The following is a 23081-nucleotide window of genomic DNA, read 5'->3' on the forward strand; positions in this document are numbered from 1 at the left end:
CATATAGAACTTAAAATGCGTCCCGGCCCTACATATGGTATTTATCGTCTATCATTGCACAATGAGAATCACGAAAAAGATAGCCGGTATGTGGATAACCTAGGCCGCACGCGGGGGAAAGTATTGGTTAATGGAGTAAATACGCCAATCGCTGTTTTCCCACCTCTGTGGATAACCTGTTCTTATAAATATTGGAGTGATCATGACACCGCATGTGATGAAACGAGATGGCTGTAAAGTGCCGTTCAAATCAGAGCGCATCAAAGAAGCAATTCTGCGTGCAGCTAAAGCAGCGGGAGTCGATGACGCAGACTATTGCGCCACCGTCGCAGCAATCGTTAGCCAACAAATGCAGGACCAGTCGCAGGTTGATATCAACGAAATCCAGACCGCCGTTGAAAACCAGCTGATGTCCGGGCCGTACAAACAGCTCGCTCGCGCCTACATCGAATATCGCCATGACCGCGACAGCCAGCGCGAGAAGCGCGGCCGCCTGAACCAAGAAATTCGCGGTCTGGTTGAGCAGACCAACTCGGCGCTGCTTAACGAAAACGCCAACAAAGACAGCAAAGTGATCCCGACCCAGCGCGACCTGCTGGCCGGTATCGTCGCCAAACACTACGCTCGCCAGCACCTGCTGCCGCACGACGTGGTCATGGCGCACGAGCGCGGCGTGATTCACTACCACGACCTCGACTACTCGCCGTTCTTCCCGATGTTCAACTGTATGCTGATCGATCTGAAAGGCATGCTGACCCAGGGCTTCAAAATGGGTAACGCGGAAATTGAGCCGCCGAAATCCATCTCGACCGCCACGGCGGTAACCGCGCAGATTATCGCGCAGGTCGCCAGCCACATTTATGGCGGTACCACCATCAACCGCATTGATGAAGTGCTGGCGCCGTTCGTCACTGAAAGCTTCAACAAGCACCGTAAAATCGCCAACGAATGGCAGATTCCGAACGCGGAAGAATACGCTCGTTCCCGCACGGAGAAAGAGTGCTACGACGCCTTCCAGTCGCTGGAGTATGAAGTCAACACGCTGCATACCGCCAACGGCCAGACCCCGTTCGTGACCTTTGGTTTCGGCCTCGGCACCAGCTGGGAATCGCGTCTGATTCAGCAGTCCATTCTGCGTAATCGTATCGCGGGCCTCGGCAAAAACCGCAAAACCGCGGTGTTCCCGAAGCTGGTGTTCGCCATTCGCGACGGCCTGAACCACAAGCCGGGCGATGCCAACTACGACATCAAACAGCTGGCACTGGAGTGCGCCAGCAAGCGCATGTATCCGGACATCCTCAACTACGATCAGGTGGTGAAAGTCACCGGTTCGTTTAAAACTCCGATGGGCTGCCGCAGCTTCCTCGGCGTGTGGGAGAATGAAAACGGCGAGCAGGTGCATGATGGGCGTAACAACCTCGGCGTGATCAGCCTTAACCTGCCGCGTATTGCGCTGGAAGCGAAAGGTGATGAAGCCGCGTTCTGGTCACTGCTGGACGAACGTCTGGTGCTGGCGCGTAAAGCGCTGATGACCCGTATTGCTCGCCTGGAAGGGGTGAAAGCCCGTGTCGCGCCAATCCTCTACATGGAAGGGGCCTGCGGCGTGCGTCTGAAAGCCGACGACGACGTTTCAGAAATCTTCAAAAACGGTCGTGCCTCTATCTCTCTGGGCTACATCGGTATCCACGAGACCATCAACGCGCTGTTCGGCAATCAGCATATGTACGACAACGAAATGCTGCGTGAAAAAGGCGTGGCGATCGTTCAGCGTCTGCGCGATGCCGTTGACCACTGGAAAGAGGAAACCGGCTACGGTTTCAGCCTGTACAGCACGCCAAGCGAAAACCTGTGCGACCGCTTCTGCCGTCTCGACACCGCCGAATTTGGCGTGGTGGAAGGCGTTACCGACAAAGGCTACTACACCAACAGCTTCCACCTCGACGTGGAGAAGAAAGTTAACCCGTACGACAAAATCGACTTTGAAGCACCGTACCCGCCGCTGGCGAACGGCGGCTTCATTTGCTACGGCGAATATCCGAACATTCAGCACAACCTGAAAGCGCTGGAAGACGTGTGGGACTACAGCTACCAGCACGTGCCGTACTACGGCACCAACACGCCGATCGACGAATGCTACGAGTGCGGCTTTACCGGTGAGTTCGAGTGCACCAGCAAAGGCTTCACCTGCCCGAAATGCGGTAACCATGACGCGGCTCGCGTGTCGGTCACCCGCCGCGTGTGCGGCTACCTCGGCAGCCCGGATGCTCGTCCGTTCAACGCCGGTAAACAGGAAGAAGTGAAGCGCCGCGTTAAGCACCTGGGTAACGGGCAGCTCGGTTAAGGCCGGGCGGTTTATCCCCTCACCCTAGCCCTCTCCCCTCAGGGGAGAGGGAACCGTTTTACCGCTCGCTGTACGACCGTATACCGGCCAAAAATCTGGAACGCGAAAATGAACTTCCATCAATACTATCCGGTTGATATCGTCAACGGCCCCGGCACGCGCTGCACCCTGTTTGTTGCCGGCTGCGTTCACGAATGTCCTGGCTGCTATAACAAGAGCACCTGGCGCGTGAACTCTGGCCAGCCGTTCACCGCCGAGATGGCCGACCGCATCATCGCCGACCTTAACGACACCCGCGTCAAGCGCCAGGGAATTTCGCTCTCCGGCGGCGACCCGTTGCATCCGCAAAATGTGCCGGAGATCCTCAAACTGGTGCAGCGCATCCACGCTGAATGCCCAGGCAAAGATATCTGGGTGTGGACCGGTTACAAGATTGACGAACTTAATGCCGCGCAGATGGAGGTCGTCGACCTGATCAACGTGCTGGTTGACGGTAAGTTTGTGCAGGATTTAAAAGACCCGGCGCTGATCTGGCGCGGCAGCAGCAATCAGGTGGTTCACCACCTGCGTTAATCGCTTTCGTCAGCCGTTTAAAACCGGCTGACGCACTCCATCGCCACCGCCTTAAACTCATCAAAGCTGCGGGTCGCTGCCAGGCGCGCCATCGCTCGCTCGCGCAGGAAGGTGACAAAAATATCGTAGATAGCCATCGCCTCTTCATACTCGCTTTTGCTGATCGCCAGCAGGAAGATGATGTGTGCGGTTTCGTCGCCCCAGGCGATACCGTGGGGAGCAATAACGGTATACACCACGGTCTTCTGCGCCAGCAGTCCTAAGGCGTGCGGCAGCGCAATGCCGTCGCCGAGCATGGTGCTGACAATGGCTTCACGCTCCACCACCGACGCGTGGAATGCGGCATCAACAAAACCTTCCTGCTGCAACTGCTGGCATAGCTCGGCAAACAGGGTTTGCTGATCCATCGGCGCGTCTATCACGCGGAAATGCGCTTCATCGAAGTATTTGTTGAGCATAAATGGGCGGGTACGGTCCACCAGCACCAGCTTACCGATTTGGTCCAGCTGATAGTCGGTGGGGAACGGCGCAATCGTGATAACGGGTTTATCTTTTTCGCTAATACGTACCGTCGAGATGACGAAATCTTCCGCCACCGTCGCCCGCTGTTCGTACTCGCGCTGGGAGAGCGTGGCGCCAATTTCTACCTGCGGATATTTACGCTGCAAAATAGCTTCAATCATCCGCACCATCGCGTTACCCGCATCGCAGACCAGCAGCACCTGCGGCTGACGTTGATAGCCAATGTTGTAGTGGCGCTCCAGCCCGACGCCAATATGCAGCACCAGAAAACCAATCTCGTTTTCACTGATGGCGTACGGCGTATATTTTCCCCAACTGGAGACGGCCGCCAGCGTCATGTCCCAGGCCATGGGATAGTGCTGCTTGATGTTATCGAGCAACGGGTTGGGGATCATTATCTGGTAACGCACCCGGGTAATCATGGTTTTGATATGGGTCAGCAGGTCGGCATGCAGCTGGGCGTCGTTCAGTAGATTGTAGTTATATTGCTGATTAATATAGCTAAGAATGTAGTTCACCAGCGCCTCGTCATCGTCAGCGCTAATGGTTTCCGGGTCGACGTCCTGCACCTGGCGGGCGGCAAGGTGCACGCACAGCCACTCCCCTTCCGCCGGCGAAAAACCTTTCCCTGCCAGTTGTTGCAGAGTATTGGCGAAATCATGGGCGACATCGCGCACGTTTTGCGCCACATCTTCCGCGCTGAAATCCGCCAACGGATACCCGTCGCGTACGCGGCGTACCGCCACCGCACCATACAGACAAATAAAACGTTCGCCCGCATCGGTCAGACGCACATGGTGACGGGTTAACGTCTCCTGCAGCGTGCCTTCCAGCAAGGTTGGCACACTGGCATCAAACGCCTCTTCACGAATCAGCGGGTTCAGCGGCCCCTGCTGGCTTAGCTCCCACAGAAGATCGGTCAGGCAAGCGCGAATAGAGACTTCGCTGCCGAACAGCTTCATGCCGTGACGCGGGCGCGTCTCCAGCGTCAGCTGATAGCGCTGAAAATGCTCGCGTACGTCGACCATATCGCTCTGCAACGTGGCGCGGCTGACAAACCACGAGTCAGCCAGATCCTCAAGCTTGATGGAGAACGCCGACGTTAAAAAGCGCACCAGCAGAAAGTGCACGCGATCCTGAGCGGTACGCGGAATATGCTGCGTTTTCGGCGCACTCTCTTCCAGCGTTTGGTAGCGCATGGGATCGTCGATTTTTAGCTGGTAGCCGCTGCCACGCGTCAGCACAAACTGCGCGCCGTAATGCATCAAAAGCGCATTGAGCGCAGTGATATCGGCGCGTACGGTACGGGTTGAGACCGACAGCCGCTGCGCCAGCTCATCCTGGGGCAGCGTTTCGTTTTGCAGCAGGGTAAAGAGTTGCGCTAAACGTTGGTTGGGAAATCGCATGTCGGTTCCTTCATGTTACGGCTTAAGGTTGCGTGGAAATCACCATCTGAGACGGGCTGCCAACCGGCGTATAGTCCGGTGAAAACGTCAGCTTGCCGTCCTTCGGCGCCACGCTAAAGCGAGTAATATTATCGCTACGCTGATTCATGACATATAGCCAATGTCCTTGCTTATCAAGCGTTAGCGTTCGTGGATAGTCGCCACGCGTCCAGATATCTTCCTGGTGAGACAGGCTGCCGTCGGCCATCACGGTGAAGTGAGCGATGCTGTTGTGGAGGCGATTGGCGACATACAGCTGCTTGCCGTCCTGGCTTAACACCAGACCTGCGGCAAAGCTGGTGCCTTTGTACTCTTTTGGCAATGCTGAAACCGTCTTGCCTTCGCGCAGCTGGCCGCTTTGTTTATCGAGGTGATAAAAGGTCAGCGTGGAGGATTCTTCATTAATCAACCATAGCCCATCACCTGCTGGCGTAAAGACAAAATGTCGCGGCCCTGCCCCTGCCGAGGAGGCGGCGATGAATGGCGGATCGTTTGGCGTCAGCTTGCCGCTGGCGCGGTCCATACGATACTGGTAGATGCGGTCCAGCCCCAGATCGGTGGAATACACAAACTGACCGCTCGGATCGCTGGCAACCATGTGCGCGTGCGGGCCATTATGATCGCTGATGGCAAAACTCCCCTCCGCTGCGGCTGCCGGGCGCGCCGCGCCAGCCGGGCCCTGATCCTGATGCACATCTACCGCCTCGCCCAAACTACCGTCCTCTTTCACCGGCAGCACCGCGATCGACCCGCTCACGTAGTTGGCGACCAGAAGATGACGACCATCCGGCGTCAAGGAGAGATAGACCGGCCCCGCGCCGCCGGAGGCCACCTGATTCAGGCTTTTAAGCTCGCCGTTCGCGGCGATGCTCCACGCCTGCACCACGCCTTTTTCCACCTCACTGGCGGCATACAGCGTCTTACCATCAGGGCTGACGGTAAGCTGCGCGACGTTGGGCAGGGAACTCACCAGCGCTTTATCGTGTAGCGCGCCAGTCTTACCATCCAGCGTAAAACGGTATAGACCTTCGCCATTGGGATTGTAGGTGCCGACCCAGGCATACTGGGTTTGGGCGGTAACCGTGGTAGCAAGCAAAGAGAGTGAAGCAACAAGCAGATGACGAGCGGTTGGCATGGTGACTCCTTGATGGTTCGGTGGGTTATTCCCCTCACCCTAACCCTCTCCCCAAAGGGGCGAGGGGACCATTCGGTACTTTTACGCACGATAGGCGCCAAAGGCACGGTCGGTTTTCTCCCTCTCCCCTGTGGGGAGAGGGTCGGGGTGAGGGGCTATCGGCACTACTTAACAAGCTGTTTGGTTATCTCCAGCAGCCGACGCACGTCCGCCGGACGCGTATTGCCGCTGTCTTTATCAATGATTGAGCTGTAAATATGCGGGATAATTTTGCTTACCCCCGCATCCAGCGCAATTTTCAGGATCTCGCCGTAGTTTTCCAGATCGATCCCGCCGGTCGGTTCCAGCCAGAAATCATGGCGCGCGCAGGCTTGCGCCACCGCAATAAACTCATCACGGTGCTTCAGGCCGCCCATCGGGAAGTACTTAATCGAGCTGCCGCCCATGTCTTTCAGCAGGGCAATCGCGGTTTCCAGCGGCACGATACCGTCCGGCGCGTTGCTGGACAGCGGGCCGGTGGAGATCTTAACCATGCCGACGGTGCCGGTTGGGGAGACCAGGCCGTTGACCACGGTCTCGTTCTGCCCTAACAGCGCGCGGCTGGTCGCCACGCCGGTGAAGACCTGGTTAACGTGCTGCGGCTGCACCTGACGGGAGATTTCGCTGACCATCGCCGACTGGTTTGGGTCGCCCGCGCCCAGCCCGACGGAGAGCGCGTTATCAATCCGCTTTGCGTATTCGCGCATATCGGCCACCGCGCTGGCGATGTCCGGATAGTTTTTGGAGAGCACGCCCACCAGCACATGACCTTCCGCCGCTTCATAAATCTCGCTGGCGTTATCTTTGCTACCGGCCAGCACGTTCAGGCAGACGCGGTCACGGTAAAAGTTTGGGGTCAGTTTCATGCGTGATTCTCCTTGTTCAGAACTTCTGCAATACGGCGAGCAACAATCGCTAACTGCTGCGCATCCACGCTGCGGACATCAGCTTCGATAATGCCTTCATTGGCCTTATAGCCACGGAAGTAGATGGCGTATTCGCCCTGCTTCAGCGCCTGCACCAGCTCACCGGTATTCACGCCGGTCGCCGCTTCATCAAATTTAATTTCCGCACGGGCGATATCGCGGCCCGCGCTATCCCACACCACACGCGCGGTGACGCCGTTGAGCGTGTTGAGCTGGTTAATAAACGGTGTCATCTTCTCCACCATCTCTTCACCGCTCTCTTTGGTCGCCGTCAGATAGTGCTCAATGGCGCAGGTCAGGCCCAGAATGCCTTCTTTACCGACCTTCATGGCACGTCCAATGCCCATCGACTGGCGCTTCACCCACTCGACGTATTGGGTTTTACCAATCACCAGACCACTGGTTGGCCCTTCGATCGCCTTCGCCCCGCTGTAGATAACCAGATCCGCCCCCGCACGATAGTAGGCATGCAGATCCTCTTCCGCCGCCGCATCAACGATCAGCGGCAGGTTATGGCTACGCGCCACGCTGGCGGCCTGCGCCACGTTAAGCATGCTTTTCTGCACGCAGTGGTGAGACTTGATATACAGAATGGCCGCCGTACGCGGGGTAATCGCCGCCGCCAGTTGGTCGGCAGAACATTCGTTGGCATAACCCGCTTCCACCAGCTTGCCGCCGCCCAGCGCCACCATGGTGCCGACCGGCGCGCCGAAGTTGACGTTGTGGCCTTTCGGCAGCACGATTTCGTTGTTCTCAATCGGGGTGACATGCAGGTTTTCCAGCAGCCAGTCGTTGTCTTTCACCATCACCGCCGCCACGGATTGCGCAATACCGGAGGACGCGCAGGACACCACGGTCGCCCCTTCAACATCCAGCAGCTTCGCAATATAGGCACCGGTTTTATTGACCAGATCTTTCATCTCAAAGTACTGGTTCATGCCCGCCATCGCGGCTTCCACCACTTCCGGGCGCGGCGTAGAGACGCCGAGTGCGGTCATGCGGCCGGAGGTGTTAATCACTTGCTTTAAATCGTATTTTTCAAAAATTGAAGGCATTTTCCGCGCTCCCTTGTTCGGTCAAATAGCCCTTGCCCGCGCGAATCGCAGCAAGCGGCAGCAGAATCTTGTCAGCCTGAAGGCTCTCTTTTTCGGCATCCACCAGCACCGTTGGCGTCTGCGCGAGGGTAAACAGCGTGATATCCGCGTCGTAACCGACTGCCAGTCGTCCTTTGTGCGTCAGGCGTAAACCCTCGGCGGCATGACAGGTCACGCAATCAATCACCTGCGGCAGCGACATACCGATGGCGAGAAATTTCGACATCACCAGCGCCAGCGAGCGTACCGGGCCGTCGATACGGTTGCGGCAGTAGATATCAGAACTGATGGTGTGCGGCAGAATACCCATCGCAATCGCCCGGCGCGCTACCTCAAAGCTGAAGCTGGCGGTGCCGTGACCGACATCGAGCCGTACACCGCGCTTCAGCGCACGCACGATAGAGCCCCGCAACTCCCCTTGCGGGGTGAGAATGCGGTTCGGTTTGCCGTTGTAGCAGTGGGTGATGATGTCGCCAGCGCTCAGCAGTTCGGCGATTTCATCGAGGTTCGGCGGGTTGTTGCCAATGTGCACCATCAGCGGCAGGTCGCCGTTTTCTTGCTGGATGGCTTTGCCACGCGCCAGCGGCGTGATGCCGTTTTCGCCGACCACGCTGCTGCTCATGCGCGCTTTCAGGCCGACGATAAAGTCCGGGTGGCGCGCCACCGCCTGCTTCACCGCTTCCGCATCGATATTGGCCATATTGGCCAGTTCGTTTTGGGCAATCAGCCCCACGCGGGAGATGTTGAGCAGCGCATAGACGTCGGTCGCAGCTTTGCGGGTCAACTGGTAGAAATCGTCCACGTCATCCGCGCCGGTACTGCCTGCATCAATCACGGTGGTGACGCCGGTAGCGATACCGACGCTGTCCGGTTCGTCGTGATAAATCGGTGAGTTCGGGTAGCAGTGGACGTGGGAGTCAATCCAGCCGGCGCTGGCGTAGTATTTCCCGTCCAGCGCAATGGTTTTATGGGCAGGCGCGCTAATCTCGCCCAGCGCCACGATTGAACCGTCCTTGATGGCGATATCAGTCAGGGTATCGTCGACGAGGCGCGCACGGCGCAGGAGTAAATCAAACATATCTCTCTCCTGTTAAGGCGGGCGCCGCGCGCCCGCAGGGTTTAGCTAATCGCTACCGGGAAGATGGAACCGAGGATCATCGCCCCCAGGATCGCGCCGCCGGTGATCGGCTTCTGCCAGATGTAAAACAGCAGTGCGCCAACCAGAGAACCGATGCCGATGGGAATCGAGGCGGTCATCGCGCTGAGGATAATCAACGGGCCAAGGAAGCGGCCGGAGGCGTTACCCGCGCCCATCATCACGTCGGCCCCGTAGGTGGAATCGCTCTGGTTGATGGTGAATTTACGCGCCAGGATGATGATGTAGCCAATCGCCAGACCAATCACCAGCCCGGTAATCAAGGAGGCGATAAAGTTGGTCACCGGGAACATGATGCCCGCGCCGAGCAGCAGCGCCGGAACGCCGAGGCCCACGCCGGTCTGAATCGCGCCGCCAATGTCCAGAATCCCCACCAGCGAACCTTCAATGATTCGGGCAAACAGGAAGCTCGCGCCGAACGCGGCCACCGCGCCGTAAGCCCCGGTATCAATCCCGGCTTTCAGCATCGCCACGAAGGCCACTTCGTTGAAGGCGCCGATGCCGTAGAGGTAGTACATATGCGTCCCGGCAAACACGCCGGAGGAGAGCAGGCCAACGAAGATCGGGAACGACCAGTCGGCATACCAAAAACCTTTATTTTGTTCCATGTCAGGCTCCCGTTATTTGCCGCTGATTGAGCTGTGGATCAGATCCAGCCAGTTCGGTACGGTCAGGTGGAAGGATTCAATCATCTTCATGTCGAAACCGCGGAAGAAGGCGCTCAGAACGAACAGCGCAACGATGGCGCCCATCATCACTTTGGTGACGCGATGCCAGCCGCTCTCTTCAACGCCCTTACCAATCAGAATGCCCAGTACCAGACCCGGTACGGCGTTACCCATAATCAGCTGCGCCGCGCCGCCGAAGATGGTGGCCCAGAAGCCTGATTTCTTACCGGCATCAATCGCCGCCAGCCAGAAGATAACTGGCATCACTGTGTTGACCAGCAGGTTGGCCGCCGGAACCAGCACCTTCACGGCGGTGACCTGCAACGCCTGCGGAACGGAAGAGGCCGTCAGGTTAAGGAAGGCCACGACAATCATGCCGATGATGCCGCAGGCAATCGCCATTTTGCGTGGGTCATGCAGCGTCTCACCGACGTTGCGGTTTTTGAGCATCAACGCAGCCGCGCCCCAGTTCGGGATAATGCGGTGGTCAACGTCCTGGGTGAAGGAGCCTGCTGCAACGGAAGAAGCCCAGGCGTTAAAGAAGAAACCGAGGCCAAACGAGAAGTGGGAAGCCGGATCGCCTTCACAGGAGTTCAGCTCGCCCAAGGTACGAAACGCCCCCATCCCCTGCGTGGTGGGCGCGTGAAACATGCGTGCCGCTCCGGCGCCCACGCCGACGCCAACCAGGCCGCCGATGATGAGCGATTTTATTAAAATTATCAGGAACATAGTCTGACCCTTTGGTAAAAATCAGGTTTGCGTGACGAAATCCACTTTATCGATATCAATGGCGGTCACGTTGACGGTAACGTCCAGCTCCACGCTGTACGCTCGTCGTTCACGGCGTAAAAAGAAGAATAAGAACGCCTCTTTTCGTACCGCTTCGCGCGCATGAACAACCTGCACATCCTGTGGCTCAATACGCAGTAAGATATGCGATGATGTTTTCATCACCGCAGCCTGCACGTGGTTCAGGGCATCGGCGAACGCCCGTGTTTTGCTCTCGCCTTTGCCCGTGACCCTCACCGTGGTGGTGAATTGCTCTTTCATACTCAAGCGCCGTACTTCTTCTTCCAGGCCTCTACCAGGCGTTCGCCCAGCTCTTCTTTGTCCATAAAGCCGAAGCCCAGCACGTTGCAGCCTTCGTTGATGGCAGTCACGCCCTCTTCCACCGAACGCATGCCGTATTTCGCCTTGTAGCCATATTTGGTCTGCGCGGTGATAGCCCCCGCACCACCGCTGCCGCAGAAGGAGATACCGAAGGTCGCGTTCTCGGCCTTCATCATGTCGCCCAGCTTCATATCGGCGGCCACGCCCGGTACCACCACTGCACGAGCACCGGCTTTTTCCGCGCCAGCGGCAACTTTTTGTCCTTTACCCAGGCGGTCGCCAATTACTACGGTGATCTGTTCCATTTGTTGCTCCTTACAGGTTGTCTTTTGCTACTTCGAAGTGAACGGACAGCAGCCAGGCCTCTTCATCAGGCAGGTTGCCAAACGCCGCGACCACTTCGCGGGCAAGCATCATTGAATCGTCAGAAATCTCTTCAAACAGGCTGGCATCCACTTCCGGCAGCGGCTCGCCGCTGATTGACCGGTGGGCCATGGCCCGCACGTGGGAGGTCAGCATTTGCTCCTGCACATCGTTAGGGGTGATATCGCGGCGGCGTAACAGTGCGAACACCTGCTGCAACATTTTGTCGGCCAGCCGTTCGGTCTGTAGCGCCTGCTCCCCTGCGTCGTGTATTACCGCTCCGTTATTCACTCGTGTTACCCCGCTAATGTCTCTGGGGATAAACCTAACGCTGGGGGATGGGAGTTTGTAGCGAGTTGTTTTCCACTTCGAAGTGGAAAGGTAGACGGCCTGAGTGATCGGATTCACACATTCGCCACGAAAATAACGATTTCGATATATTCGCGTGATGAATGTCACGTCTGAGGGACAAGGTCATTGGAAAGACGAATGGCAAAATGAAGGTGAAAAGTGTGATATCGATGAAGTTTTACGGGGGAGAAAGACGGAAGGCATCGGGCGACACCTTCCGGAAAAGGCGTTAGCGGAACTTCTTGTGGTTCTCGTTGCGGGTGGTTTTGAAATCTTCCGCAGCGGCCTGGGCCTCTTTCACTTTGCCCTCGTTCGCCAGCTTCAGCGCACCGTCAATCTGACCAATCAGCGTATCCATGCCATGACGATAGTCTTTCATTTCCGCGCTGTCAGCCGCTTTGCCTTCCAGCTTCGGCGGGGTCTCTTTTTTGGCGTCTTCTGCTGCGGTGCGCATCTTCGTCAGCGCCGCTTTCAGTTCACCCGCGTCGGAGGTTTTCTGCACCACCTGCAGATTTTCCGCCAGGGTGTCCATATCTTCACCCAGGTCGGCGAACGCTGAAGCCGAACCCAGTGCCAGCGCGGAGACCGCCAGCATCGCTACCAGTTTTTTACGCATTGCTCACTTCCTTTTTATTATTTAAGCGAACGGGCGCAGCAGGATGCGCCCAACACGTGATTACTGCCCGGCGATTTTCATCTCCGACAACAGTACGGAACCACATTGGATATTACTCCGTGTCTCAATATCGTCGGCGATGGTGACAATATTGCGCCACATATCTTTCAGGTTGCCCGCGATGGTGATTTCGCTCACCGGATACTGAATTTCACCGTTCTCCACCCAGAAACCTGAGGCACCGCGCGAGTAGTCGCCGGTGATGCCGCTAACACCCTGCCCCATCAGTTCGGTGACGACAAGACCCGTACCCATCTCTTTAAGCAACTTTTCAAAACTCAGGCCGCGGCCCTTGATGCGCCAGTTGTGGATGCCGCCCGCGTGACCGGTGCTCTTGAGGCCCAGCTTGCGCGCGGAGTAGTTGGTCAGCAGCCACTGGGTCAGGATACCGTCTTTAATAATGTCGCGACGTTCGGTACGCACGCCTTCGCTGTCGAACGGCGTCGAAGCCAGCCCTTTCAGCAGATGCGGATGCTCTTCAATGGTCAGCCATTCCGGCAGAATTTGCTTGCCCAGCGAGTCCAGCAGGAAGGTCGATTTACGGTACACCGAGCCACCGGCAATCGCGCCGACCAGGTGACCGAACAGCCCGGTCGCCACTTCATTAGCGAAAATGACCGGCGCCTGCATGGTGGAGAGTTTGCGCGGTTCCAGGCGCGACAGGGTACGACGCGCGCACTCTTCGCCGACCCATTCCGGAGACTTCAGGTCGCCCAGCGCGCGGCCAATGGTGTAAGCGTAATCACGCTCCATGTCGCCGTTCGCTTCGGCAATTACGCAGCTGGAAAGGGAATGACGGGTTGAGCTGTAGCTCTGCAACATACCGTGGCTGTTGCCGAACACTTTAATGCCGTAATGGCTGTTGAAGCTGCCGCCTTCGGTGTTGGTGATGCGTTTGTCGGCTTTCAGGGAAGCCTGCTCAGCGCGGGCCGCCAGTTCAATCGCTTCATCCGGTGAGACTTCCGCCGGGTGGAACAGGTCAAGATCCGGCGCATCAAAGGCCAGCAGTTCTTTGTCCGCCACGCCCGCGCACGGGTCCGGCGAGGTGTAGCGGGCAATATCCAGCGCCGCCTGTACGGTACGGGCGATGGCGTCCGGGCTCAGGTCTGTAGAGGAGGCGCTGCCTTTACGATTCTGGTGATAAACGGTGATGCCCAGCGCGCCATCGCTGTTGAATTCGACGTTTTCAACTTCACCGTAGCGCGTGCTGACGCTGATACCGGTGGTCTTACTGACCGCGACTTCCGCGCCGTCCGATTGAGCGGCTGCCAGCTCGAGTGCCGTGGAGACCGCTTTTTCCAGCGCAATACGTTGTTCCGCAACTTGTGTGATCACTTTCATCGTCTAAGCCATAATCTGAGGTAAAGTTAAATGAAGTCTAACAGAGAACCCTTTCTCAGTATGCGCTCAAGCTGTTAGTATTAGCCTCTTTTTTAAGGAGCCTGAAATGACAAAGCAGCCCGAAGACTGGCTCGACGAAGTCCCCGGTGATGATATCGAGGACGAAGATGATGAAATTATCTGGGTCAGCAAGAGTGAAATTAAACGTGATGCCGAAGAGCTGAAAAAGCTTGGGGTAGAACTGGTTGAGCTTGGTAAGAACGCGCTGGATAAAATCCCGCTGGACGCCGACCTGCGTGCCGCCATTGAACTGGCGCAGCGCATTAAGATGGAAGGCCGCCGCCGCCAGCTGCAGCTGATTGGTAAAATGCTGCGTCAGCGTGACGTTGAACCTTACCGCCAGGCGCTGGATAAGCTGAAAAACCGTCACAACCAGCAGGTGGTTGTGTTCCACAAGCTGGAGCAACTGCGCGATCGTATGGTCGACGGTAGCGATGAAGCCATCGAAGAAGTGATGAACCTGTGGCCTGCCGCCGATCGCCAACAGCTGCGTTCGCTGGTGCGTAACGCCAGGAAAGAAAAAGCCGGCAACAAGCCGCCGAAATCTTCCCGCCAGATCTTCCAGTATCTGCGCGAGCTGTCTGAAAACCAGGAATAAGCTTCCGTAAAATGCCCTCTTAGTGAGGGTATTTTTTTATGCCATCACCACCCGACGTAAATCATCGTTGAAACGCTGGTACTGCGCCTCGTCAATCGGCTGCGGATAGCTCAGCACAATTAATACGTGATCGGCGATACCGGCGTGATAGGTCGGGTGCGTATGCGGCCACGGGTTAGCGAAGAACCCCATCCCCTCATAAAAACGCAGACGTTTGTGGGCAATCTCGGTGGTCAGCGGGTCGATTTCCAGAATCGTTGTCGGCGCGCGCTTAAGAACCTGCCCCAGCAGGCGCTTACCGTAGCCCTGTGAGCGCAGGCTGCTGTCAACGGCCAGATGTTCAATGTAGATATAGCCGTCAAATGCCCATGTCCCGCTCATCCCGATGAATAGCTCACCGTCGAACCACGCTTCCAGCGCGTAGTGCGGGTCGTGGAGTGCGCGCTGTTTGGCGGGGAGTTCGCGCTGTTCGTGCCACGGAAAGGCGTGGGTATAGAGGGCATCGAGCGGAGGGAATAAGGGGGAGTCGGTGGTCGTGATTTTTTTGGCGGTGAGCATGTTTGGGTACCGAGGGAGAGTGTTGTATTGAGCGAGCCCCCTCACCCCGGCCCTCTCCCCAAGGGGCGAGGGAGAAAACCAATCGTGCTCGCTGCTCGGTCGGTCCCCTCTCCCCTGTGGGGAGAGGGTTAGGGTGAGGGGCTCAGCTCAGCCGTTTAGTGCTGAGCTTTCTTTTCCAGCCTTTCCAGCAGCTTCTGATGAATACCGCCAAACCCGCCGTTGCTCATCACCAGAATATGGTCGCCCGGCTCGGCGCTTTTGACGATCATATCCGCCAGCGCGTCAACGTCTGCGCTCCAGTGAGCTGGCTGCACGCAGGCTTCCGCCACTTCCGCCACCTGCCATGGAATATGCTGCGGCTGAAGCAGGAACACTTCATCCGCACGGCCCAGAGACGGCGCGAGGTCGTCTTTGCAGACGCCCATTTTCATGGTGTTCGAGCGCGGTTCCAGCACGGCGATAATCTTCGCGGTACCGCCCACTTTGCCGCGCAGCGCTTGCAGCGTGGCAAGAATCGCGGTCGGGTGATGCGCGAAGTCATCGTAAACACACACGCCGTTGGCTTCACCGCGCAGTTCCAGGCGGCGACGGGCGTTGATAAAGCTGCCCAGCGCATTGGCGGCGTCAGCAGGCGTCACGCCGACATGACGCGCGGCGGCAATTGCCATCAGGCCGTTGTGCATGTTGTGTTCGCCCACCAGGCCCCACTTCACTTCACCGACCTTTTCACCGTCGAGCAGCACTTCCCACTCGGAGGCGTCGGTGTTCAGCTTTTTCGCCTGCCAGTGGCCCTGCTCGCCCACCAGCTCCTGCTCACTCCAGCAGCCCATCGCCATCACCTGCTTCAGGTTCGCGTCGTTCTCCGGCAGGATGATACGGCCCTGACCCGGCACGATGCGCACCAGGTGGTGGAACTGTTTCTGGATAGCTTTCAGATCGTCGAAGATGTCCGCGTGATCGAACTCAAGGTTGTTGAGGATCAGGGTGCGCGGGCAGTAATGCACGAATTTGGAACGCTTATCGAAGAAGGCGCAGTCGTATTCATCGGCTTCAATCACGAAGAACGGGCTGTCGCCCAGACGCGCGGAAACCTCGAAGTTACCCGGCACGCCGCCAATGACGAAGCCCGGCTTGTAGCCGCACTCTTCGAGGATCCAGGTCGCCATACCGGCGGTGGTGGTTTTACCGTGGGTACCGGCAACCGCCACAACCCAACGGTCGCGCAGCACGAAATCGTGCAGCCACTGCGGGCCGGACATATACGGAATGTTCTTCTCCAGCACCGCTTCCACGCACGGGTTACCGCGCGTCATGGCGTTGCCGATGATGACCAGGTCTGGCTGCGGATCAAGCTGGCTGGCGTCATAGCCCTGAATTAAATCAATGCCTTGCTTTTCAAGCAGCGTGCTCATCGGGGGATACACATTGGCATCCGAACCCGTGACTTCGTGACCCAGCGAACGAGCCAGCATTGCCAGACCGCCCATGAAAGTGCCACAAATACCCAAAATATGAATGCGCATACGTCACTATCCTTTTTTTATCTGCCCCGCATTTTACTCATATGTTTGCCGGCAGAGAAATGCATTTCAGGATATTCCGTAGTTTGCTGGCGCGATTCACCTGTGCGTATTTTTTTTATTCTTTGTTAGTATTGTTGCAGCCGTTTTACTCAACATCCACTGTCAGGGAAAGTGTTATGAAAACGTTAGGTGAATTTATTGTCGAGAAGCAGCACGAGTTCTCCCACGCAACCGGTGAGCTCACTGCTTTGCTGTCGGCAATAAAGTTAGGTGCTAAGATCATCCACCGCGATATCAATAAAGCCGGTCTGGTCGATATCCTGGGTGCCAGCGGCGCTGAAAACGTACAGGGAGAAGTACAACAAAAGCTCGATCTGTTCGCGAACGAGAAACTGAAAGCTGCGCTGCGTGCACGTGACATCGTCGCCGGTATCGCCTCCGAAGAGGAAGACGAAATCGTCGTCTTCGACGGCTGCGAGCACGCGAAATACGTGGTCCTGATGGACCCGCTGGATGGCTCATCTAATATCGACGTTAACGTCTCTGTCGGTACCATTTTCTCCATCTATCGCCGCGTTACCCCAGTGGGTACGCCGGTGACCGAGGAAGACTTCCTGCAACCGGGTAACCGTCAGGTAGCCGCCGGTTATGTGGTTTACGGTTCTTCCACCATGCTGGTGTACACCACCGGCTGTGGCGTGCATGCCTTTACCTACGACCCGTCGCTGGGCGTGTTCTGCCTGTGTCAGGAGCGCATGCGCTTCCCGCAGCGCGGCAGCACTTACTCGATCAACGAAGGTAACTACATCAAATTCCCGAACGGGGTGAAGAAGTACATCAAGTTCTGCCAGGAAGAAGATAAGTCCACGCAGCGCCCGTACACTTCACGCTACATCGGTTCTCTGGTGGCCGATTTCCACCGCAACTTGCTGAAAGGCGGCATCTACCTGTACCCAAGCACCGCCAGCCACCCGGAAGGGAAGCTGCGTCTGCTGTATGAGTGCAACCCGATGGCGTTCCTCGCGGAGCAGGCCGGCGGCAAGGCCAGCGATGGTAAAGAGCGTATTCTGGATATCGTGCCAGAGAGCCTGCACCAGCGCCGTTCATTCTTCGTCGGCAACGACCATATGGTTGAAGACGTTGAGCGCTTTATTCGTGAGTTCCCGGACGCGTAATACGTCAGGAGCTGGGTAGCCCCTCACCCTAACCCTCTCCCCATGGGGGAGAGGGGACTGTCCGGTTTTCCCCCTCGCCACATGAGCAGAGGGGTCGGTCGATTTTCTCCCTCGCCCCTTTGGGGAGAGGGCCGGGGTGAGGGGGTAACCCGATTACGCCACCTGCAACCGGAACGACGCCATCGCCGCCACCAGCGCCTGCGACTGCTCTTCCAGCGAACGGGTTGCCGCCGAAGACTGCTGTACCAGCGCCGCATTCTGCTGTGCGGTTTCATCCATCTGGCTCACCGCAATATTCACCTGCTCAATGCCGCGGCTCTGTTCCTGCGACGCGCTGGCAATTTCCCGCATCAGCTTGGTCATCCGCATCACTTCGCTGGCGATCTCATCCATGGTTTCCCCCGCCTGCTGCGCCAGGTCGCTGCCTTCATTGACGTGGGTTTGCGAGTCGGCAATCAGTTGGCGAATCTCTTTCGCCGCATCGGCGCTGCGGCTGGCGAGGTTACGCACTTCACCGGCCACGACCGCAAATCCGCGCCCCTGTTCACCCGCACGGGCCGCTTCCACCGAGGCGTTAAGCGCCAGAATATTGGTCTGGAAGGCAATGCCATCAATCACACTCAGGATGTCCGCAATACGCTTCGCGCTGCCGGAGATATCCTGCATTTTTTCAATCACATAACACACCATCTCGCTGCCACGATCGGCGGTATCCGAGACATCGCGCGCCAGCTTGTGCGCCTGCTCGGCGTTGTCGGCGTTCTGCTTCACGGTGGCGGTCAGCTGTTCCATGCTGGCGGCGGTTTGTTCCAGCGAGGTGGCCGTCGACTCGGTACGCTGCGCCAGGTGGTTATTGCCCGCCGTCAGCTCGCGGCTGCCGATATCAATCTGTGAGCTGGCGTCGCGCACCCGCATGACCGAGTTCATCATTGACTCGCGCATCCCGGCAATCGCCACATTCAGACGCTTAATTTCGGCGCTGCTGGTTTTCAGCGGCGAAGGGGTTAAATCCCCGGACGCCACCTGCTCAAGCTGACCAATCGCCGATGCCAACGGTTTCAACAGCAGATGTTGCAGTTGCAGCCAGGCCAGCGCTATCACCCCTGCGGTCAGTGCAATAGCCAACACCATCAGTGCCAATACGCGATTTTTGGTGCTGTGTACTGCCGCGACTTCAATCTGCCCGCGCGACTCCCCCCAATCCTGGAAGGCGTGAATGGCGTTATCAAACTGGCGGGCCACCGGGATCATCGTTTTTTCCAGCAGATCGTAATAACCGTCGACGTTCTGCTGCTCGAGCGTCGCCAGCATCGGTTTGATCGCCTGAGTGTTATAGACCTCATAGCTTTTCGCGACATCCGCCATCCGTTTTGCGCCATCAGCATCGTCAACCGATGACTGGCTGACGCTGGCGATAATTTTTTGCCCCTGCGTCACTTCGCCGTTAAGGGTTTTGACGGCCTTCGCCGCGTCGTCCAGCATGCCGATTTCCATCAAGCGGATCGCCTGGCCTGCTTCGTTACGCGCACGCAGCAGCAGCGTATAACCCTCATTCAGCTGCGTCATTTGCTCGCTTTGCAGATGGTCAATACGCTGGAGGGAAGCAGAACTTTGAGTGAGAGCATAAATGCCGATACCGCTGACCAGAATCAGCAGCAGAGTCATCACGGCGAGCAGGGACAGCAGGCCGGTACGGATAGAGAGCGTTTTTAGCATCATAGTTTTGTCCGGTAGCAGGGGTACTGTTTGGCGTAAATGACTGGTATCGGCTGCTACCGGAAAAACTTTAGCGTTTCAGTATGTTAGTTCTTTGTTACCGGGAGATCGACGCGGGTGACAGCCGCACTCTGCCGGTTCTCCCACAGCACCGTCAGCGCTCGTTGGAGAGCAATAAAAATAAACAGCAGAATGCCGATAGCGATTTTGGTCCACCACGAGCTCAACGTGCCGTCAAAGTTGATGTAGGTCTGAATCAGCCCCTGAATGCCCACGCCAAACAGCGTGCCCAGCACCGTACCGACGCCGCCGCTCAGCAGCGTGCCGCCGATCACCACCGAGGCGATGGCATCCAGCTCCACGCCAACCCCTGCCAGCGCATAACCAGCCTGGGTATAAATGGAGAACACAATGCCCGCCAGCGTTGCCAGCCCGGTCGACAGCATATAAATGCGCACGATGGTGCTACGCGTCGGAATACCCATCAGGTTAGCCGAGGTGGCGTTACCGCCGATAGCGTAGACCTGATTGCCAAAGCGCGTACGGTGGGCCAGGAAAATCCCCAACACCACGACCAGCAGCATCAACAGCCCCATCGCACTCAGACGGCCGCCGCCGGGAAGGGTCCACGCCAGCCCGGAGAGGGTGTCGTATACCGGGTGATCGATAGGAATCGACTCTTCAGACACCAGGTAGCTCACGCCGCGCAGGAAAAACATCCCGGCGAGCGTAATGATAAATGCCGGGATCTTCAGCGCGTCAATCAACCAGCCCATAAACGCGCCGAAGGCGCAGCCCATCACCAGCACCAGCGGAAAGGCCACCAGCGGCGATAATCCCCAAAAGCCGATCGCCTTGGCGAGAAATACGCCGGTGAAGGCGATCACTGAGCCGACGGAAAGATCGATACCACCGGAGAGGATCACAAAGGTCATGCCTACCGCGACAATCCCGAGGAAGGCGTTGTCGGTCAGAATATTGCAAATCACCCGCGTCGAGGCGAAACCGGGAAACTGGGTCAGACAGTAGAGATAACCCAGGATAAACACCCCCAGGGTGATCATCAGCGGTAAGTTACGTTTTATCATGGCCCCGCATCCTCTTCAGTATCTGAATAAAGCGCGGTGACTGGACGATCAGCACGCACATCACCACCACCGCTTTCACCACCTGGTTTAGCTCCGGCGGGAAGCCAGAGAGCAGAATACCGGTGTTCATCCCCTGGATAATCAATGCGCCCACCACTGAAAGCAGCAGGTTAAAGCGCCCGCCCATCAGCGAACCGCCGCCGATCACTACCGCCAGAATCGCGTCCAGCTCGAGCCATAGCCCGGCGTTGTTGGCGTCGGCACCGCGAATATCCGCCGCCACGATCGTGCCAGCGATCGCCGCACAGACGCCGCTCAGCACGTAGGCCAGCATCACCACAATGCGGGTATTCACCCCGGCGTTTTTCGCCGCGCGAATGTTGATCCCCACCGCTTCAATAAACATACCGAGCGCGGTTTTACGCGTCAGCAGCCAGAAGACAATCAGCGTCACCAGCGCAATAATGACCGGCGTCGGGAACAAGAGAAACTTGCCGCTGCCGATCCACGCCAGCGACGGCGAGTCGAAGGTGACGATCTGCCCGGAGGTGATAAGTTGCGCCACGCCGCGTCCCGCGACCATCAAAATCAGCGTGGCGACGAAGGGCTGAATTTTCAGGATCGCGACCAGGATGCCGTTCCACAGCCCGGCCAGCACGCCGGATCCGATCGCCGCCAGCAGCACTACCGGCAGACTGTGCCCGGCCACGGTCATTGAGGCCGCAGTGGCGCCGGCGATAGCCATCACCGCGCCAACGGAAAGATCGATACCGCCGGTGGCGATCACCAGCGTCATGCCGATCGCCAGCAGCGCTACCGGCGCCGCGCGGTTGAGGATATCAATCGGGCTGCCGAAAAGACGGCCATCCTGTAAGGTTATCTGGAAAAAGTGCGGCGCCACCAGGCTATCGACCAGCAGCACCAGGATTAACGCCGCAATTTGCGGCATACCCGGCGGCCAGCGAAAGCGGCGCGCTGGCTTATCGGTTTGGGGGACAGTTCGGGGCATCACGGTTAACTCCTTAGGCCGCAATCGCGTTCATAATGGCGGGAACAGAGAGCTCAGCGAGCGGGATCTCCGCCACCTGTTGGCGATCGCGCATGATGATCACCCGGTCGGCGTAGCCCACCAGCTCTTCCAGTTCAGACGAGATCACCAGCAGCGCCAGACCGTCCGCGCACAGGGTTTCGATCAAGCGAATGATCTCCGCGTGCGCGCCAACGTCTATCCCACGCGTCGGTTCGTCGAGGATCAGGAACTGCGGGCGCGTCAGCAGCCAGCGCGACAGCAGCACTTTTTGCTGATTGCCGCCGGAGAGAAACTCCACCGGCTGCTCGGCGCTGGGGGTGCGGATCGCCAGCTGGCGAATGAAGCGCTCGGCAATCTCGTTTTGTTCTTTGCGCGGAATTGGCCGCAGCCAGCCGCGTTGCGCCTGCAGCGCGAGGATAATGTTTTCGCGCACTGAGGCGGCGGCAATAATGCCGTCCGTTTTACGATCCTCAGGGCAAAAGCCGATCCCCAGACACGAGGCCTGATGCGGCGATCGCAGGGTTTGCGGCTTGCCTTTGATCGTCGCCTGCCCGCTGTCGGCGGGATGAATACCGAAGATCACTTCCGCGGTCTCGGTGCGTCCGGATCCCAGCAGCCCCGCCAGGCCGACGATCTCGCCAGGGCGGACATGCAGATCGAACGGGGCGATGGTGCCTTTTTTGCCATAGCCTTCAAAGGAAGCCACCGGTTTATCACTTAGTAACGTGCGTCCCGCGCGATGCAGCGCCTGGCTCTCCAGCTCACGACCCAGCATCATTTTTACCAGTTCAATCTGCGGCAGCTCGCGGGTTTCCCGGCAACCGACGAAGGTGCCGTTGCGCAGTACGGTGATCCTGTCGCTCACCGCATACACCTGATCGAGAAAATGGGTGACAAAAATCAGGCTGACCCCGCGATCGCGTAGCTGGCGCATCAGGGTGAAGAGCATCTCCACCTCTTTGGTGTCGAGGCTGGCGGTCGGTTCATCGAGGATCAGCACTTTGGCGGAGAGATCGATCGCCCGACAGATGGCGACGATCTGCTGCATCGCCACCGAAAAGCGGTTTAACGGTTCGCGCACGTCGAGGGAAAAACCGTAGGAAGCCATCAGCGCGGTGGCGCGTTTTTCCATCTCTTTCCGCTGAATAAAGCCAAAGCGTTTCGGCTCGCGGCCAATAAACAGGTTGTCCGCCACCGACATGTTCGGCAGCAGGTTCACTTCCTGATATACCGTGCCAATGCCCAATTGCTGAGCATGCGCGGTATTTTTCGGATGAATTTGCTGCCCTTCCAGCCAGATGCTGCCGCTGTTGGCGTGATAAACGCCGGTCAGCGCTTTAATCAGCGTGGATTTACCCGCGCCGTTTTCGCCGAGCAGCGCCATAATTTCGCCGCGCCGCAGGCTGAAGTTGACGTTATCCAGCGCTTTCACGCCGGGAAAATACTGGCAGAGCCCCTCGGTGCGGAGGATTTCCGGGTTGGTTTCAGTGGTCATGGTGCGCTCCCCCTCACCCTGGCCCTCTCCCCGAGGGGGAGAGGGGGCGTATTGTGCCTGATTGACAGCCCGCACCGCTCGGCTCCCTCTCCCTTACA

22 protein-coding genes are annotated in these 23081 nt (G+C 57.8%); 4 read left to right on the forward strand and 18 right to left on the reverse strand.

The genetic code is table 11. The features are described from left to right. Positions 1-202: 202 nt before the first annotated feature. Together nrdD and nrdG are read left to right on the forward strand one after the other, a co-directional pair. On the forward strand, positions 203-2341 hold the full coding sequence (gene nrdD / locus GY169_RS20950) for an anaerobic ribonucleoside-triphosphate reductase (protein ID WP_167577019.1): 2139 nt from the start codon (positions 203-205) through the stop codon (positions 2339-2341). 108 nt (positions 2342-2449) lie between these two features. Next, entirely contained in the window at positions 2450-2914 is a 465-nt protein-coding gene (gene nrdG / locus GY169_RS20955; protein WP_167577020.1) for an anaerobic ribonucleoside-triphosphate reductase-activating protein, read from the forward strand. A gap of 17 nt (positions 2915-2931) precedes the next feature. Here nrdG and GY169_RS20960 read toward each other — a convergent pair whose 3' ends face one another. From GY169_RS20960 to pmbA, 12 genes are all read right to left on the reverse strand, one after another. Next, entirely contained in the window at positions 2932-4842 is a 1911-nt protein-coding gene (locus tag GY169_RS20960) for a BglG family transcription antiterminator (protein WP_167577021.1), read from the reverse strand. A 22-nt stretch (positions 4843-4864) separates the two neighbouring features. Next, a complete protein-coding gene (locus tag GY169_RS20965) occupies positions 4865-6016 on the reverse strand; it encodes a lactonase family protein (RefSeq protein ID WP_167577022.1) in 1152 nt (383 codons plus the stop codon). Positions 6017-6180: 164 nt separating this feature from the next. Then, on the reverse strand, positions 6181-6921 hold the full coding sequence (gene dagF / locus GY169_RS20970; RefSeq protein ID WP_167577023.1) for a 2-dehydro-3-deoxy-phosphogluconate aldolase: 741 nt from the start codon (positions 6919-6921) through the stop codon (positions 6181-6183). Next, positions 6918-8036 carry a DgaE family pyridoxal phosphate-dependent ammonia lyase gene (locus GY169_RS20975; RefSeq protein WP_167577024.1) on the reverse strand — a complete coding sequence of 373 codons (1119 nt, stop codon included), beginning with the start codon at positions 8034-8036 and terminating at the stop codon, positions 6918-6920. The genes dagF and GY169_RS20975 overlap by 4 nt, the downstream gene beginning before the upstream one ends. Then, positions 8020-9153 carry an amidohydrolase/deacetylase family metallohydrolase gene (locus GY169_RS20980; RefSeq protein WP_167577025.1) on the reverse strand — a complete coding sequence of 378 codons (1134 nt, stop codon included), beginning with the start codon at positions 9151-9153 and terminating at the stop codon, positions 8020-8022. The genes GY169_RS20975 and GY169_RS20980 overlap by 17 nt, the downstream gene beginning before the upstream one ends. A 41-nt stretch (positions 9154-9194) precedes the next feature. After that, positions 9195-9839: a DUF4310 family protein gene (locus tag GY169_RS20985; protein WP_065358444.1), complete on the reverse strand. Its 645-nt coding sequence runs from the start codon at positions 9837-9839 to the stop codon at positions 9195-9197. 12 nt (positions 9840-9851) lie between these two features. Then, positions 9852-10628 carry a DUF4311 domain-containing protein gene (locus tag GY169_RS20990; protein WP_167577026.1) on the reverse strand — a complete coding sequence of 259 codons (777 nt, stop codon included), beginning with the start codon at positions 10626-10628 and terminating at the stop codon, positions 9852-9854. 21 nt (positions 10629-10649) lie between these two features. Then, complete coding sequence (locus GY169_RS20995) at positions 10650-10949, reverse strand: DUF4312 family protein (RefSeq protein WP_163445807.1); 300 nt, start codon at positions 10947-10949, stop codon at positions 10650-10652. 2 nt (positions 10950-10951) lie between these two features. Further along, the gene (locus tag GY169_RS21000; protein ID WP_004206501.1) at positions 10952-11314 is read right to left on the reverse strand and encodes an SFCGS family glycine-rich protein; all 363 of its coding nucleotides are present in this window, start codon (positions 11312-11314) and stop codon (positions 10952-10954) included. A gap of 10 nt (positions 11315-11324) precedes the next feature. Next, positions 11325-11663 (reverse strand): glycine dehydrogenase, encoded by a 339-nt coding sequence (locus GY169_RS21005; protein WP_077248635.1) that lies wholly within the window; start codon positions 11661-11663, stop codon positions 11325-11327. A 289-nt stretch (positions 11664-11952) separates the two neighbouring features. Next, positions 11953-12339, reverse strand: coding sequence for a cytochrome b562 (gene cybC, locus GY169_RS21010; RefSeq protein WP_064546963.1), 387 nt, complete (start codon positions 12337-12339; stop codon positions 11953-11955). 60 nt (positions 12340-12399) lie between these two features. Next, positions 12400-13740 (reverse strand): metalloprotease PmbA, encoded by a 1341-nt coding sequence (pmbA, locus tag GY169_RS21015; protein WP_167577027.1) that lies wholly within the window; start codon positions 13738-13740, stop codon positions 12400-12402. A gap of 106 nt (positions 13741-13846) precedes the next feature. Between pmbA and yjgA the strand changes: the two genes are divergently transcribed. After that, positions 13847-14398, forward strand: a complete 552-nt coding sequence (gene yjgA, locus GY169_RS21020) for a ribosome biogenesis factor YjgA (RefSeq protein WP_064546960.1) — start codon at positions 13847-13849, stop codon at positions 14396-14398. Between the two features lie 36 nt (positions 14399-14434). On the opposite strand, the gene GY169_RS21025 is transcribed toward yjgA, so the two are convergent. Then, positions 14435-14956, reverse strand: coding sequence for a GNAT family N-acetyltransferase (locus tag GY169_RS21025; protein WP_167577028.1), 522 nt, complete (start codon positions 14954-14956; stop codon positions 14435-14437). A 155-nt stretch (positions 14957-15111) separates the two neighbouring features. Then, positions 15112-16479 (reverse strand): UDP-N-acetylmuramate:L-alanyl-gamma-D-glutamyl-meso-diaminopimelate ligase, encoded by a 1368-nt coding sequence (mpl, locus tag GY169_RS21030; RefSeq protein WP_167577029.1) that lies wholly within the window; start codon positions 16477-16479, stop codon positions 15112-15114. A gap of 176 nt (positions 16480-16655) precedes the next feature. Here mpl and fbp point away from each other — a divergent pair, with 176 nt between their 5' ends. Beyond that, positions 16656-17654 (forward strand): class 1 fructose-bisphosphatase, encoded by a 999-nt coding sequence (gene fbp, locus GY169_RS21035; RefSeq protein WP_064546953.1) that lies wholly within the window; start codon positions 16656-16658, stop codon positions 17652-17654. Between the two features lie 153 nt (positions 17655-17807). Here the strand turns inward: fbp and GY169_RS21040 are convergent, their stop codons facing one another. From GY169_RS21040 to ytfR, 4 genes are all read right to left on the reverse strand, one after another. Then, entirely contained in the window at positions 17808-19370 is a 1563-nt protein-coding gene (locus GY169_RS21040; RefSeq protein ID WP_167577356.1) for a methyl-accepting chemotaxis protein, read from the reverse strand. Between the two features lie 86 nt (positions 19371-19456). Then, a complete protein-coding gene (yjfF, locus tag GY169_RS21045; RefSeq protein WP_163445812.1) occupies positions 19457-20458 on the reverse strand; it encodes a galactofuranose ABC transporter, permease protein YjfF in 1002 nt (333 codons plus the stop codon). Continuing rightward, a complete protein-coding gene (ytfT, locus tag GY169_RS21050; RefSeq protein WP_167577030.1) occupies positions 20445-21470 on the reverse strand; it encodes a galactofuranose ABC transporter, ATP-binding protein YtfT in 1026 nt (341 codons plus the stop codon). The genes yjfF and ytfT overlap by 14 nt, the downstream gene beginning before the upstream one ends. Positions 21471-21480: 10 nt before the next feature. After that, positions 21481-22983, reverse strand: coding sequence for a galactofuranose ABC transporter, ATP-binding protein YtfR (gene ytfR / locus GY169_RS21055; protein ID WP_167577031.1), 1503 nt, complete (start codon positions 22981-22983; stop codon positions 21481-21483). Positions 22984-23081: the final 98 nt, after the last annotated feature.

Origin of the sequence: Kluyvera genomosp. 3, assembly GCF_011765685.1 — a bacterium.
In the GTDB taxonomy this organism is placed as follows: Bacteria; Pseudomonadota; Gammaproteobacteria; order Enterobacterales; family Enterobacteriaceae; genus Kluyvera; species Kluyvera georgiana_A.